The organism is Scleromatobacter humisilvae (assembly GCF_023231945.1).
Taxonomy (GTDB): domain Bacteria; phylum Pseudomonadota; class Gammaproteobacteria; order Burkholderiales; family Burkholderiaceae_C; genus Scleromatobacter; species Scleromatobacter humisilvae.
Genome location: NZ_JAJLJH010000001.1, coordinates 13,997 through 27,777 on the forward strand (window position 1 = coordinate 13,997; position 13,781 = coordinate 27,777).

Sequence of the window (13,781 nt, forward strand, 5' to 3'; positions counted from 1 at the left end):
CATCTTCAAATCGGCACGGCCAGGCGCACGCGGAAGCGTCCGCCGTCGATCGGGCCGGCCTGGAACTCGGATCGCAGGTCGTGCATCAGGCGCAGCCGCTCGCGCGAGCTCACCAGGCCGATGCCGTGGCCAGGCGTCGCGGGCGCGCCGACCGTGTTGACCACCTGCACCCACGCGCGCCCGTTGCGCGCCCGCGCGCGGATCTGCACGCGGCCGCCGTCGTCGTTGGGCTCGACGCCGTGGCGCACGGCGTTCTCCACCAGCGGCTGCAGCAGCAGCGACGGCACGCGGACGTCGGCGATCGTGTCGTCGATGTCCCACTCGACCGACAGGCGCTTGCCGAAGCGCATGCCCTCGATGTCGAGATAGAGGCGCGCGAGGCGGATCTCCTCGCCCAGCGTCGAGTCGCCCTCCAGCGCGCCGAGCGCCGCGCGGAACAGCTCGGACAGGTCCTCCAGCACTTCCTCGGCGCGCGCCGGATCGACGCGCACGAGCGCGATGGCGGTGTTGAGCGTGTTGAACAGGAAGTGCGGCTGCACGCGCGACTGCAGCTCGAGCAGCCCGGCCTCCGTGGCGGCCGGCACCGTGGCGCGCATGCGCAGCTCCAGCCAGTGGTAGACGACCGCGCCCAGCAGCGCACCGGTGCCGATGATCGCGGCCAGGTTGGCGCCGTCGCCCGAATCCAGCCCGAACATGCGCAGCGGCAGGCAGGATGCCCACGTCGTGGCGGCGCTGACCGCGGCGGCGAGCGCGAGCCGGCCCGCGACGGGCAGCCGCTCCAGCAGCCGCGTCGACCAGCAGCACAGCACGACCCAGGCCAGCGTCGCCGGCACCGACACCGTCGCCCCGACCACCCCGCGCGACAGCCAGGTCGACAGCGACGGGCTGTCGAACGCCGCGCCGGCCGTCACGATCGCCTGCACGCCCAGCAGCGCGCGCAGGATGGTGCCGGGTTCGCACAGCGCCGGCACCGCGTGGCGGCGCTGTCCCGCGACGGGCGCTTCGCCGAGCAGCGTGGTGGAGGCGGTGACGGTATCCATGAACCCGCATTGTGGGCGAGCGCGGGGAGATCGGACAAGGCACCGCCCCGCGCAAGCCGACGTGCGGTCTTGCGAAGGCTGCGAGCGGTGCGCCGCCTACAATCGGGCAACGCGGGGTCAGGTCTTGCCTTTTGCCTGCGGTGTGAGGTCAGGTCTTGCCTTTTGCCCGTGGCCGTACGAGTGCGGACCTCGCCGTGAGCGCGTCAAGGATTGGCAAGCGCACCCGGCTCGCTGCGGGGCACGGCGACCTTTGGGAACGCGTCGCGCGCCAGGTCTGACAGAGGCAGGACCGGCGTCCCGCAGCGGGCAAAAGGCAAGACCTGACCCCAGTGGCGAGGCAAAAGGCAAGACCTGACCCCGCATTTCCAGCCCCCCCAAGTGTGAGCGCGCGATGAGCGAAAACCAGTTCGACAAGAAGTCCCAGGCCTGGTCGGCCCTGTTCTCGGAGCCGATGAGCGAGCTCGTCAAGCGCTACACCGCGAGCGTCGATTTCGACAAGCGCCTGTGGCAGGCCGACATCGCCGGCAGCCTCGCGCACGCGGAGATGCTGGCGGCGCAGAAGGTGATCGCCGACCAGGACTACGCGGACATCCAGCGCGGCATGGCGCAGATCCGCGCCGACATCGAGTCGGGCAAGTTCGAGTGGAAGCTCGAGCTGGAGGACGTGCACCTCAACATCGAGGCGCGCCTGACGCAGCTCGTGGGCGACGCGGGCAAGCGCCTGCACACCGGCCGCTCGCGCAACGACCAGGTCGCCACCGACGTGCGACTGTGGCTGCGCGGCGAGATCGACGAGATCGCGGTGCTGCTGGTCGAGATGCAGAACGCCCTCCTCTCCGTCGCCGAGAGGCATACCGAGACGGTGATGCCCGGCTACACGCACCTGCAGGTCGCGCAGCCGATCAGCTTCGCGCACCACCTGCTCGCCTACGTCGAGATGTTCGCGCGCGATGCCGAGCGCCTCGCCGACGTGCGCAAGCGCGTCAACCGCCTGCCGCTTGGCGCCGCGGCGCTGGCGGGCACGAGCTATCCGCTGGATCGCGAGCGCGTCGCGAGGACGCTGGGCTTCGACGGCGTCTGCCAGAACTCGCTGGACGCGGTGAGCGACCGCGACTTCGCGATCGAGTTCTCGTCGTTCGCGTCCATCGTGATGATCCACGTCTCGCGCATGGCCGAGGAGATCGTGCTCTGGATGAACCAGAACTTCGGCTACGTCGACCTGTCCGACCGCTACTGCTCCGGCTCGTCGATCATGCCGCAGAAGCGCAACCCGGACGTCGCCGAGCTGGCGCGCGGCAAGAGCGGCCGCGTGGTGGGCCACCTGATGGCGCTGATCACGCTGATGAAGGGCCAGCCGCTCACGTACAACAAGGACAACCAGGAAGACAAGGAGCCGCTGTTCGACACGGTCGACACCGTCAAGGACACGCTGCGCATCATGGCGGAGATGGTCGGCGGCGAGGTCGACGCGGCCACCGGCGCGCGCTCGGGCGGCCTCACCGCCAAGCCCGACGCGATGGAGCGCGCCGCGAAGCGCGGCTATGCGACTGCCACCGACCTCGCCGACTACCTCGTTCGCAAGGGCGTGCCGTTCCGCGATGCGCACGAGGTCGTGGCGCACGCAGTCAAGGTCGGCATCGACTCGGGCAAGGACCTGTCCGAGCTGCCGCTGGACGTGCTGCAGGGCTTCCACGCGAGCATCGGGCAGGATGTCTACGACGTGCTGACGCTGCAGGGCTCGCTCAATGCGCGGCAGGTGATCGGGGGGACGGCGCCGGTGGAGGCGAGGCGGCAGATCGCGCGGCATCGCGGGCGCCTGGAATAAGCGTCGGGCGGCCGAAGGGCGCATTCGCCGACCGCTAGGGAGGCAACGTCAGCGTGACCCGCAACCCACCCCCGCTGCGATTGACCAGCGCGATGCGCCCGCCATGCGCCTCGACGATCTCGCGCGCGAGCGCCAGACCCAGGCCCGTGCCGGCGCGCTTGGTCGAATAGAACGGCAGCAGGGCCTGTCCGAGCACGGCCTCGCTCATGCCCGGCCCGCGGTCGGAGACGACCAGCAGCAGCTCGTTGCGCGAGGCCGCGCACGACAGCGTCACGTCCTCGGCGCGGCTGCCCGACTCGTGCGCGTTCTTCAGCAGGTTGATCAGCGCCTGCTCCATCTGCACCGGGTCGAAGCGCGCCTGGCCTTCGGGCGCGCCGCCTTCGAGCACGAAGGTGCAATGCGCGCGCAGGCCGGCGAGGAAGCCGGTCCAGTCGACGGCCTGCGGGCGCGGCGCGGGCAGCTTGGCGAACTGGGCATAGCCATCGAGGAAGCCGTGCAGGTGGCGCGTGCGTTCGCCGATCGATTCGAGGACGCCGATGGCGCGCACGTCGTCGCCACGCCGCACCAGCTCCGCACCGCTGTGCGCCAGCGACGAGATCGGCGCCAGCGAGTTGTTCAGCTCGTGGCTGATGACGCGGATCAGCCGCTTCCAGCTCGCCACCTCCTGGCGCGACAGCTCGCGCGTCATGCGCCGCAGCAGGTGCAGCCGGTGCGGCCGGCCCTGCAGGCGGAAGCCGCGCTGCGAGACGTGGAAGGTCTCGTCGGCGCCGTCGAGGTCGACGCTGAACAGCGTGTCCTCGCCCGCGGAAAGCGCGTCGCGCAGCGCCGCGGGCGCGGCGGCCAGCAGCGCGCCGAACTCCAGGCCCTGCAGGCTGCGGCCCTCGCCCAGCAACTGGCGCGCGGCGATGTTGGCGTAGGCGACGTGGCCGCCGGCATCGGTCAGCACGAGGGCGACGGGTGTGTTCTGGACGACGGTGTCGAGCAGCAGCTCGCGCTGCACGAGATGCTGGCGCTGCTCGCGCAAGGCCGCGCCCAGCGCGTTGTGCAGGCGCACGAGCTCGCCCAGCTCGCCATGGCCCGTGGGCGTCAGCGACAGACTGAAGTCGCCGTCGCGATAGCTCAGCACGCCGCCCTCGAGCGCGCGCAGCAGGCGCGCGAGCGGCGCCAGCACGGCGCGCGCGCTCCAGGCGCAGAACGGCAATACGACGGCGGCCGTCAGCGCGATGGCCCACGCGCCGCCCGGCGCCGACCACGCCGGCCCGAGCCCCAGCGACACGCGCAGCCACGCGAGCGCCTGCGGCAGCGGCCACTGCGTCAGCGCCGCATGCGCCACGACGCCGGACAACGCCGCCAGCGTCATCATCAGCACGAGGCGCAGGCGTAGCGTCATCAGGAATCGGGCGGAATGGCGTAGCGCTCCATGCGCCGATACAGCGCCTGGCGCGACATGCCGAGTGCCTGCGCCGCGCGGCTGACGACGCCGTGCGCGGCGGCCAGCGCGGCCTCGATCGCGGCGCGGCTGGGCTCGTCCAGGCTGCGCTGCGCCTGGGCGGACGGCGCGGCGTCGGGCAGGCCCAGCAGGTCGACGGAGATCGGCTGGCCACCTGACAACAACGCGGCGCGCTCGATCACGTTCTTGAGCTCGCGCACGTTGCCCGGCCACGCGTGCGCGCGCAGCGCGTCGCGCGCGGGGTCGGACAGCAGCGCGCGGCCGGCCAGGAAGTGCTCGGCCAGCGGGAGGATGTCGTCGACACGCTCGGCCAGCGGCGGCAGCCGCACCTCGATGACGTTGAGCCGGTAGTACAGATCCTCGCGGAACGTGCCGTCGCGCACCATCGCCTTCAGGTCGGCGTTGGTGGCGCTCAGCACGCGCACCTTGACCTGGCGCGTGTGGTTGGAGCCCAGGCGCTGGAACGTGCCGGTGTCGAGCACGCGCAGCAGCTTCATCTGGCCGCCGGGCGGCAGGTTGCCGATCTCGTCGAGGAACAGCGTGCCGCCGTCGGCGGCGTCGAAGCGGCCCTCGCGCGCCTTGTTGGCGCCGGTGTAGGCGCCGCTCTCCGCGCCGAACAGCTCGGCCTCGACGAGGTCGGCCGGCAGCGCGCCGCAGTTGAGCGCGACGAAGGGCCCGCGCGCGACCGACGAGTTCGCATGCACGATGGCCGCGATGCGCTCCTTGCCGCTGCCGTTGGGCCCGGTGATGAGCACGGGCACGTCGGAGCGCGCGACCTGGCAGGCGAGCTCCAGCGGGCGCAGCGTGGCGTCGGACTCGACGACGAGGTCGCCCAGCCTGTAGCGCGCGGCCAGCGCTTCCTTGCGCGCGCGGCGCTCGGTGCGGGCGCGCCGCACCTCGGCGCCGGCCTCGGCCAGCTCCAGCAGGTTCTCCACCGTGGCCAGCAACCGGGCATCGTCCCAGGGTTTGGCGAGATAGTCGGCGGCGCCGGCCTTGACCAGCTCGACGGCGTTCTCGAGACGCGTCCACGCGGTCAGCAGCACGACGGGCACGTCGACGTGGCGCGCGCGGATCGCGCGGAACAGCGCGACGCCCTCCTCGCCGGACGTGGTGTCGGCGCTGAAGTTCATGTCCTGGATCACGAGATCCACGCGCTCGCGATCGAGCAGCGCCAGGCCCTGTTCGGGGCCGGGCGCGAACAGCGGGCGGATGTCGCGCAAGGACAGCGCGAGCGCCAGCGCCTCGCCGACGCCGGGGTTGTCGTCGATGATCAGGACCGTTCGCACGGCAGCTCCTGATCGACCGTCGCGTTCAATTGGCGGCAGGCGGCGCCAGCGACTCCAGCATCAGCTGGCAATGGCGCGCGAGCAGCTCCGTGGAGGTCTTGCGCAGCCGCTCCACGTCCGCGTCGGCCAGCTTGGCCATGCCGGCATCGGCATCGACGCCGCCCTTCTTCGCCTGGTCGTGGATGAACCTGTCGCCCACCGCGATCTGCGCGGCGTTCTCCGTGCGCCAGGCATCGTAGAACTTCTGGAAGCGCGGCATGTAGTCGGCGATGCGCTCGGAGCAGGCCGCGGCCTGGCGCGGCAGCGACACCGACTGGCCGTACAGCGTGGCCGCGGTCTCGGGGCTGTCCGACACGGCAGCCGGCTCTTCGGCCGCCAGCGCCGCGCCGCCGCAAGTGGCGAACACGGCGAGCACGAGGAAATGGATTCGGGACGTCATGCCGCCATTGTGCCGGCCCCGCGGCGGCAAACTGTGACCGAATCTTTCGGGACTTTCCCACGGTCGGGCTCGTCAGATGCCGCGCATCGCATGGGCGGGCGGCAGCGCGGCCGCGCGTCGAGCGGGCGCCAGCACGGCGATCTGCCCCAGCGCCCACAACGCGAGCGCGCCCAGCGGCAGGTACATCGCGGGCAGGCGCGGCAGCTCGTACTGCGTCATCAGCCACTGGTTGATCGCGAACGCGCCCAGCATGCCCAGCGCGATGCCGGCGCTGGTCAGCAGCAGGTTCTCGGTCTGGAAGTAGCGCAGGATCTGGCCGCGCGTCGCGCCGAGCGCGCGCCGCGTGCCGATCATCTTCGTGCGCTGCTGCACCCAGAAGCTGGCCAGGCCGACGATGCCGAACGCCGTCACGACGAGTAGCGCGACGCAGACGCCGGCGAGCAGCCACACCATGGCCAGGTCGGTCTTGTAGTAGTCGCCGCGCAGATCCTCGAACGTGCCGTGCTCCTGCGCGACGCGATGCGGGTTGACCTTGTCCAGCGCTGCGACGGCCGCCTTCAGCACGGTGTCGCGCTGTGCGGGATCGGTGCGCAGCACGTAGGTGCCGCCGTCGAAGGTCGGGCGGATCGGCAGGATGACCGAGTAGAGGTCGCGCACGCCGCCGCTGTCCGGGTGCGGGCTGGTCAGGCGATCGGCCACGCCCACGATGCGCATCGGCGACGTGCCGAAGATGTAGATCGCCTGGCCGATGGCGTCCTTGCCCGGGAACAGGCGCTCTGCGACGGCGCGCGTGACGATCACGGCGGGCAGCGGGAAGTCGTCGACCTTGTCGAACTCGTCCTCGTCGACGACCTCGTCGGGCCTGAAGTCGCGCCCGGCCACCATCTTCACGCCCAGCGTGGACACGAGGCCGACGTCGCCGTTGTACATCGAGACCTGGATCGTCGGCGTCGGCTGGTTGGGCACGAGCCCGACGCCGGAGTTGCGCGACTGGTGGCCGAACGGGATCGTCGACAGGATGGCGGCGCTCTTGACGCCGGGCACGGCGCGCAGCGCGGCGAGGTCCTCGCGCGTGCCGGCGACCGCGTTGCCGTCGTTGCCGATGCTGCGCGTGCCCAGGTGCACGAGTTCGGCGTCGGCCAGTCCGCTGCCGAACTGCAGGCGCTCGATGCGGTTGGCGATCAGGAAGACCGAGTTGCAGACGATCGCGCAGGTCAGCGCGATCTCGATCACGATCAGCAGAGCGGCCGTGCGATGGCGGCGCAGCGTGGACAGGATGGGACGCAGTTGAAGCATGGCGAGGCTCCGTTCAGGACGACTTGAGTTGGGACGCGGGAGAGACCTCGCACGCCTTCCAGGCCGGCAACAGGCCGGCCAGCACGCTGGCGCCGATCGCCAGCGCGAACGTGATGGCCAGGGTGCCCGCGTCGAGCGTGACGAACTGCGCGCCGCGCGTCGTGCCGTGGCGCACGAACCAGACGCCGATCGCCGCGAACGCGAGCCCCAGCACGCCGCCCGCGAGGCCGATGGTGCCGGCCTCGACCAGGAACTGCGCGAAGATCTGGCGCCGCGGCGCGCCGAGCGCGCGGCGCACGCCGATCTCGGGCGAGCGGCGCAGGCACTTGGCAAGCAGCAGGCCCACGGTGTTGACCAGGCACACGGCCAGGAAGCCGAACGCGAGCCACAGCTGCAGGCGCACGTCGGACGGCACCACCTGCTGCGAAGACAGCCAGTCCATCACGTTGCGCAGGCGCGGGTTCGGATCTCGCTGGAAACGGCCCGCCGCGTGCTGGCGCGCCGAATACTGGGCGAGGTAGTCGGCGTAGCGCGCGCGATCGGCCGGGGTGTCGAGCTCGACCCAGTACTGGATCCAGCTGCACGGCGCATTGACCTCGTGCGGATGCGGCGTCGCGTTGTCGCCCCAGCAGCTCATGCTGCCGTTGGTGCCCAGCTTGCGCTCCATCGCGGTGCCGAACGGCACGAACAGGCCCTCGGTCTTGCGATAGCGGCCGACGTTCAGGTCGAAGAAGTACGGCACGGGCTGCCAGTCGGCCAGCACGCCCACCACGCGGTAGTCCTGGCCGTCGGCGCGAACCGTGCGGCCGACGCTGTTGCTGCCGCCGAACAGCTTGTCGTTGAACTCCTTGCCGAGCACGACCAGGGGGGCGTTCGCCGCGTCGTCGGCCGCGCTCCAGCCCTGGCCATAGAGGAACGGCACCTGGAACATCGGGAAGAAGTCGGCGGTCGTGACGCGCACGTCGGCCTCGAACGGCTTCAGCGCGCCCGGCGCGTCGGCGGCGGGTTCCACGTTGACGCCGCCGCCGGTCATCATGGCCTGGCGCGTGGCGTGCTTCTCGCGCAGCAGCGCCTCGGCATCGAAGCGGGTCAGCTGCGTGTCGGGCTCCTTGCCGGCCACGAACGTCGCTCTCGGCTGGGCATCGAGCTGCACGCGCAACACGCTGTCGCTGCGGCCCGGCAAGGGATCGCCCGACAGCGCGCGGAACGTCGTCAGCGTCGTCATGCTCGCGCCGATGCCCATCGCGATGGTCAGCACCATCAGCGCGGTGAGGCCGCGCGCGGAGCGGAAGCTGCGCAGCGCGAGGTCGAAGTAGTAGAGGAACATGACGTCTCCCTTGAGGTCACTGCAGCAGCGCGTTGACGTTGGCCAGGTCGGCCTCCGTCAGCGCGCCGGCCGCCTGCTGCAGCTGCAGCCGGCCGAGGATGAATTGATGGCGCGCCTGCGCGTGCGCGGCCTGCGCCTGCGCGAGCGTCTGGATCGCGTTGAGGACGTCGGTCTGCGTGCGGTTGCCCACCTCGCGGCCGACGCGCGTCGCGGCCAGCGAGGCCTGCGCCGCGGCGACGGCCTCGCGCGTGGACTGCACCTCGCCCATGCCGGTGACGACGCTGCCGTAGGCCGCCCTGGTCGCGCGTTCGATGGCGCGGCGCAGCGTCTCGAGGCTGTCGCGCGCGCCGTCGCGCTGGTGCACGGCCTGGCTCACGCGCGCCTGCGTCGCGCCGCCGGCGAACAACGGCACGCTGAGCGTGAGGACAGCGGTGTTGGCGAGACGCCCGCTGCTGTCGCCGTACGGCGCGCCCGTCGGACGGCCGAGGTTGAGGCCCGCGCTCAGCGACGGCAGGTGGCCCGCACGCGCCGCGGCGATCGAGCTCTCGGCCGACGCGACGCCCTTCTGCGCCGCCCACAGCGCCGGATTGCCCTGCAGCGCGCTGGCCACCCAGGCCTGCGGATCGGCCGGCGACGGCGGCGCCAGCGGCAGGTCGTCGCGCAGCGTCTTCAGCGTCGCCGGCGTGCTGCCGGTGATCTCGGCGACCGCGGCCAGCGCGTCGACCAGCGCCTGCCGCGCCGCGATCGTGTTTCCGTGCGCCAGCGCCTGGTACGAGCGCGACTGGTCGACGTCGACCTGCGCGTCGAGGCCGGCCTTGTAGCGCTGCTGCGACTGCTCGACCTGCTGTGCGAACGCGTCCTCGTTGGCCTGCACGCTGGCGAGGATGTCGGCGGCCAGCAGCGCGTCGAAGTACGCGGTGGCCACGCGCAGGCACAGCTGCTGGCGCGCGGCCTCGACGGTCGCGTCCTGCGCGTCGGCGTTCAGGCGCGCGGCCTTCAGCTGCAACCATAGCCCCGCGTCGAACACGACCTGGCTGAGGCCCAGCGTGACGTCGGTGGTGTGCGCGCTGGCGGTCGGCTGCGCGGCGCCCGAGTCGCGCTCGCGGCCGATCGCCGCCGTGGCCGACGCCTGCGGCAGCAGCGCGGCGCGCGCCTGGTCGGCGAGGTCGTGCGTGCCCAGGCGCGCCGCGTCGGCGGCGGCCAGCACGGGGTCGTTGGCGCGCGCGAGGCGGAAGACGTCCAGCAGGTCGTCCGCCTGCGCGGGCCTGCACGCGGCGAGCGCGCACGCGAGCACGACGACCGACCGGCGCATCAGATCACGCATGGACCGCTGCCTCGCCCTGCGTGCCGCGGCGTCCGGCCAGCCGCACCTCGTCCGACGTGTCGACGACATGGCCGTCGATCACGTGCACGTTGCGCTGCGCGCGCGCGGCCAGCTGCGGGTCGTGCGTGACCATCACGATGGTGGCGCCGTCGCGGTTCAGCTCCTCGAGCAGGTCCATCACGCTGCGCGCCATCTGGCTGTCGAGGTTGCCGGTCGGCTCGTCGGCCAGCAGCAGGCGCGGTTCGCCCGCCAGCGCGCGCGCGATGGCCACGCGCTGCTGCTGGCCACCCGAGAGTTCCGCCGGATAGTGCTTCTCGCGCGCGGCCAGTCCCACGCGCTCGAGCGCCGCGCGCACGCGGCGGCGGCGCTCGTCGGCCTTCATGCCGCGATAGCGCAGCGGCACGTCGACGTTGTCGAACACGTTGAGGTCGGCGATCAGGTTGAAGCCCTGGAAGATGAAGCCGATCTTCTGGTTGCGGATGCGCGAGCGCGCGTCGTCGCCAAGCGAGCTGACGTCGACGCCATCGAGCTCGTAGCGGCCGCCGGTGGGCGCCTCCAGCAAGCCGGCGATCGTCAGGAAGGTCGTCTTGCCCGAGCCCGACGGGCCGGTGACGGCGACGAACTCGCCCTGCCTGACTTCGAGGTCGAACTCGCGCAACGCGTAGGTCTCGACCACCTCGGTGCGGTAGGCCTTGGACAGGCCGGTCATCTTCAGCATGGCATTCCTTGTTGGAGGAGAAATCAATGGGCCAGCGCCACGGTGGGCTCGGCGTGGAAGTTGTCGGCGCCGGAGACGACGACGCGGTCGCCGGCCTTCAGCCCGGAGACGATCTCGACGCGGTCGACGCTGCGCGCGCCGAGGCGCACCGGCGTCTTGACGGCGACGCCGTCGCGCACGACGTAGGCGTACTGGCCGCCGGACTCGTCGATGAAGCTGCCCGCGCGCACGCTCAGCACGTCGGGGCGCTGGTCGAGCAGCACGCGCACGGACAGGCGCTGGTTCTGCCGCAATTGCTCGGGCATCGCGCCGTCGAAGCGAAGGCGCGCGGCGACCTGGTTCTGCACGACCTCGGGCGAGATGCCGCTGACGCGCGCCTTCCACGTCTGGCCGTTGCCCGAGATCTCGCCGGGCATGCCCACCGCGAGGTCGCGCGCGAAGCTCTCGGCCACCTGCATCTGCACCTCGAGCTGGGTCAGGTCGATGACGGTGAGCAGTTGCGCGTCCTTGGCGACGCTGGCGCGCTCGGCGACGAACAGCTGGCCCACCTGGCCATCCACCGGCGACTTCACCGCCAGCTCGCCGACCTGGCGCTGCAGGTCCTGCACCAGCAGCACCTGGCGCGCGTGCGCCTGCTCCTTGGACTGCAGCTCGAACCTCAGGCTGTCGTCCTTGGAATGCAGGCCGGCCTCGGCGTGGGCGAGCGCGATGCGCGCCTTCTCGAGCGCGTCGCGCGCGTGGTCCACCTGCATGCCGGCCGCGGCGCCCGCGTCGTAGGCCTTCTGCTGGCGCGCGAGGTCGGTCTCGGCGGCCTTGACGTCGATCGCCGCGTTCTCGCGCGCGCCCTGCAGCGCGGCGCGCTCCTCGCCGGCCTCGACCTTGGCGCGCAGCGTGTCGGTCTGCAGCGTGTCCGCGGTGGCGAGCTCCTGCGCCAGCTTCGCGGTCAGGTCGGGGCTCGCGATCGTCGCCAGCACCTGGCCTTTCCGGACCGAGTCGCCGGCGTGCACCTGCAGCGTGACGGCACCGGCCTGCGGCGCGAACAGCGTCGGGCTGAACGCGGCGACGACGCGGCCCTCGGCCTGGATGTCGCGCACGAACGGGCCGCGCGCGACGTCGTCCAGGCCCAGCCGCTCGATGCTGACGGAGCTGCCGGCGCCCCACAGCCGGCGCGCCTGCGGCATGCTCCACGCGGCCAGCGCGACGGCGGCGACGAGCGCCGTCACGATGGCGAGGCGCCGGCGGCCCTTCGGGCGAACGATGGCGGTGTCTTGCGAGGAGGTGTCACGAATCATGAAGGGTGTCCGGGCGGTGCACGGCGTGCGTGCTGTCCGGCTTCATGTTTGCAACGACCGTGCCACGGCCGAGCGGCCGTTCGATTCCTTGCGGATCAATGACTTGCGCGCGTCTCCCGACGCACGGCGAGTGTCCGCGGACACTCGCGGACACTGCCTTCGGACACGGGGCGAACGCCCCGTGGACGACTTACATCGACGCCGCGGACGCCTTCTTGGACGCCTTCGCGGCCTTCTTGGCGGCACGCTTGTCCGCCTTGGCCTTCGCCGCGGCGCTGGCAGAGGCCTCGCCCTTGGGCGATTCCGTCTGGCCGGCGGCGGCAGGCGCACCGCTGCCGCCCTGGGCATAGGCGATGGAGACCGCTGCGACGAGCAACAGGGAGACGAGAGCCGACTTCTTCATGGGGAACCTTCCTGGAAACGTTGAGGAGACCGGCGCAAGTTGTAGCCCCAATCGCCGCGCAGCGCATGTACGCTCTTGCACGCGCGCGGGCGTCACGCGCGCCCGCGCCGCTCGTCGATATCAGAACAGGCTGGCGCCGATGTTGATCAGCAGCGCGAGCACGGTGGTGTTGAACAGGTAGGCCAGGATGCAGTGCAGCGAGCCGATGCGGCGCATGGGCTTGGTGACGAAGGAGACGTCCGCCGTCTGGCCCGAGGTGCCGATCACCGCCGAGAAATAGAAGAAGTCGCCGTAGTCGGGATCGGGGTCGTCAGGAAACGCCAGGCCCGGCTTGTGGCCGTGGCAGGCGGCCATGTAGTAGTCGTGCGCGTAGTGCAGCGTGAACATGATCTGGATGAAGCTCCACGACGACAGCACCGTCAGGCCGGCCAGCGCCACGTGCGCGCCGCGCTGCCAGCCGTGCAGGTCCTTGACGATGGCCAGCTCGAACGCGATCGCGACCAGGCTCGCGACGGCGGCGATCACCGTCAGACCGAGGATCGCGTACTTGCCGTCGTCCTGCAGCTGCGCCCGATGGCGCATGTGTCCCTTCGACGAGCGGATCATCATCACCGCGGCGAGCGCGACGTAGAGCCACGCACCGGTGTTCCACGCGACCAGCCAGCGCGAGATCGGCTGCGACGCGATGCCCGTCGGCAGGAGCAGGCCGGTCAGCACGCCGATGGCGATGACGATGAACAGCCGCGGCCGCACCTTGAACACGTGCACGAATCGCTTCATCGGAGGGGTCATGGATCGGCCTTGGCAAATCGCGCGCCGGGGGCACGCACCGCGGCATTGTCCGGCCCGCCACGCCGGCCGCCGCGGCAAGCTGAAGCCCTGCTTGCGGCGGCATGCGAGGATGCGGCTTGCCGACCCGCCTGCCCGAGACCGCCGATGAAACTGCTGCTGCCCACCCTCGCGATCGTCCTCACGATGATGCTGCTCGACGTCCTGTGGATCGGCGTCCTCGCGCGCCCGATGTACACGCGCGGCATCGGCCACCTGATGGCCGAGCACCCGAACTTCGTCGCGGCGGTGGCGTTCTACCTGCTGTTCGCGATCGGCGTGATGGCCTTCGTCGTGCTGCCGCGCGCGCCCGGCGACTGGCGCATGGCCGCGGCCTGGGGCGCCGCGTTCGGCTTCATGACCTACATGACCTACGACCTGACCAACATGGCCACGCTGCGCGACTGGCCGCTGGGCCTGTCGTTCATCGACACGGCCTGGGGCTGCGTCGCGACCGGCCTGGCGGCGACGATCGGCAAGCTGGTGGCGGACAAGGTCGGCTGACGACTTGCCGACGCGGGGCGTGTGAAATCACTGTGATTTCATACAGAAT

13 protein-coding genes are annotated in these 13,781 nt (G+C 71.4%); 2 read left to right on the plus strand and 11 right to left on the minus strand.

Annotation, left to right across the window (positions count from 1 at the left end; genetic code table 11):
- Positions 1 to 5 precede the first annotated feature (5 nt).
- Positions 6 to 1,040 (minus strand): sensor histidine kinase, encoded by a 1,035-nt coding sequence (locus tag LPC04_RS00065; protein ID WP_275680130.1) that lies wholly within the window; start codon positions 1,038 to 1,040, stop codon positions 6 to 8.
- Between the two features lie 391 nt (positions 1,041 to 1,431).
- Between LPC04_RS00065 and argH the strand changes: the two genes are divergently transcribed.
- Positions 1,432 to 2,865, plus strand: coding sequence for an argininosuccinate lyase (gene argH / locus LPC04_RS00070; protein ID WP_275680131.1), 1,434 nt, complete (start codon positions 1,432 to 1,434; stop codon positions 2,863 to 2,865).
- Between the two features lie 34 nt (positions 2,866 to 2,899).
- On the opposite strand, the gene LPC04_RS00075 is transcribed toward argH, so the two are convergent.
- The 10 genes from LPC04_RS00075 to LPC04_RS00120 form a co-directional block, all read right to left on the minus strand.
- A complete protein-coding gene (locus LPC04_RS00075) occupies positions 2,900 to 4,255 on the minus strand; it encodes a sensor histidine kinase (protein ID WP_275680132.1) in 1,356 nt (451 codons plus the stop codon).
- Positions 4,255 to 5,601, minus strand: a complete 1,347-nt coding sequence (locus LPC04_RS00080; RefSeq protein ID WP_275680133.1) for a sigma-54-dependent transcriptional regulator — start codon at positions 5,599 to 5,601, stop codon at positions 4,255 to 4,257. Before LPC04_RS00080 ends, LPC04_RS00075 begins: the two co-directional genes overlap by 1 nt.
- A 25-nt stretch (positions 5,602 to 5,626) precedes the next feature.
- Positions 5,627 to 6,040: a hypothetical protein gene (locus LPC04_RS00085; protein ID WP_275680134.1), complete on the minus strand. Its 414-nt coding sequence runs from the start codon at positions 6,038 to 6,040 to the stop codon at positions 5,627 to 5,629.
- A gap of 72 nt (positions 6,041 to 6,112) precedes the next feature.
- Positions 6,113 to 7,336 carry an ABC transporter permease gene (locus LPC04_RS00090; protein WP_275680135.1) on the minus strand — a complete coding sequence of 408 codons (1,224 nt, stop codon included), beginning with the start codon at positions 7,334 to 7,336 and terminating at the stop codon, positions 6,113 to 6,115.
- Between the two features lie 13 nt (positions 7,337 to 7,349).
- Complete coding sequence (locus LPC04_RS00095) at positions 7,350 to 8,663, minus strand: ABC transporter permease (protein ID WP_275680136.1); 1,314 nt, start codon at positions 8,661 to 8,663, stop codon at positions 7,350 to 7,352.
- Between the two features lie 16 nt (positions 8,664 to 8,679).
- Positions 8,680 to 9,987: a TolC family outer membrane protein gene (locus LPC04_RS00100; protein ID WP_275680137.1), complete on the minus strand. Its 1,308-nt coding sequence runs from the start codon at positions 9,985 to 9,987 to the stop codon at positions 8,680 to 8,682.
- Entirely contained in the window at positions 9,980 to 10,705 is a 726-nt protein-coding gene (locus LPC04_RS00105) for an ABC transporter ATP-binding protein (protein WP_275680138.1), read from the minus strand. The genes LPC04_RS00100 and LPC04_RS00105 overlap by 8 nt, the downstream gene beginning before the upstream one ends.
- Positions 10,706 to 10,728: 23 nt before the next feature.
- Positions 10,729 to 11,997 carry an efflux RND transporter periplasmic adaptor subunit gene (locus LPC04_RS00110; RefSeq protein WP_275680139.1) on the minus strand — a complete coding sequence of 423 codons (1,269 nt, stop codon included), beginning with the start codon at positions 11,995 to 11,997 and terminating at the stop codon, positions 10,729 to 10,731.
- Between the two features lie 190 nt (positions 11,998 to 12,187).
- On the minus strand, positions 12,188 to 12,400 hold the full coding sequence (locus tag LPC04_RS00115) for a hypothetical protein (RefSeq protein WP_275680140.1): 213 nt from the start codon (positions 12,398 to 12,400) through the stop codon (positions 12,188 to 12,190).
- A 120-nt stretch (positions 12,401 to 12,520) separates the two neighbouring features.
- On the minus strand, positions 12,521 to 13,192 hold the full coding sequence (locus LPC04_RS00120) for a DUF1345 domain-containing protein (protein ID WP_275680141.1): 672 nt from the start codon (positions 13,190 to 13,192) through the stop codon (positions 12,521 to 12,523).
- Between the two features lie 144 nt (positions 13,193 to 13,336).
- On the opposite strand from LPC04_RS00120, the gene LPC04_RS00125 reads away from it, so the two are divergent.
- Positions 13,337 to 13,732, plus strand: a complete 396-nt coding sequence (locus LPC04_RS00125) for a DUF2177 family protein (RefSeq protein ID WP_275680142.1) — start codon at positions 13,337 to 13,339, stop codon at positions 13,730 to 13,732.
- Positions 13,733 to 13,781: the final 49 nt, after the last annotated feature.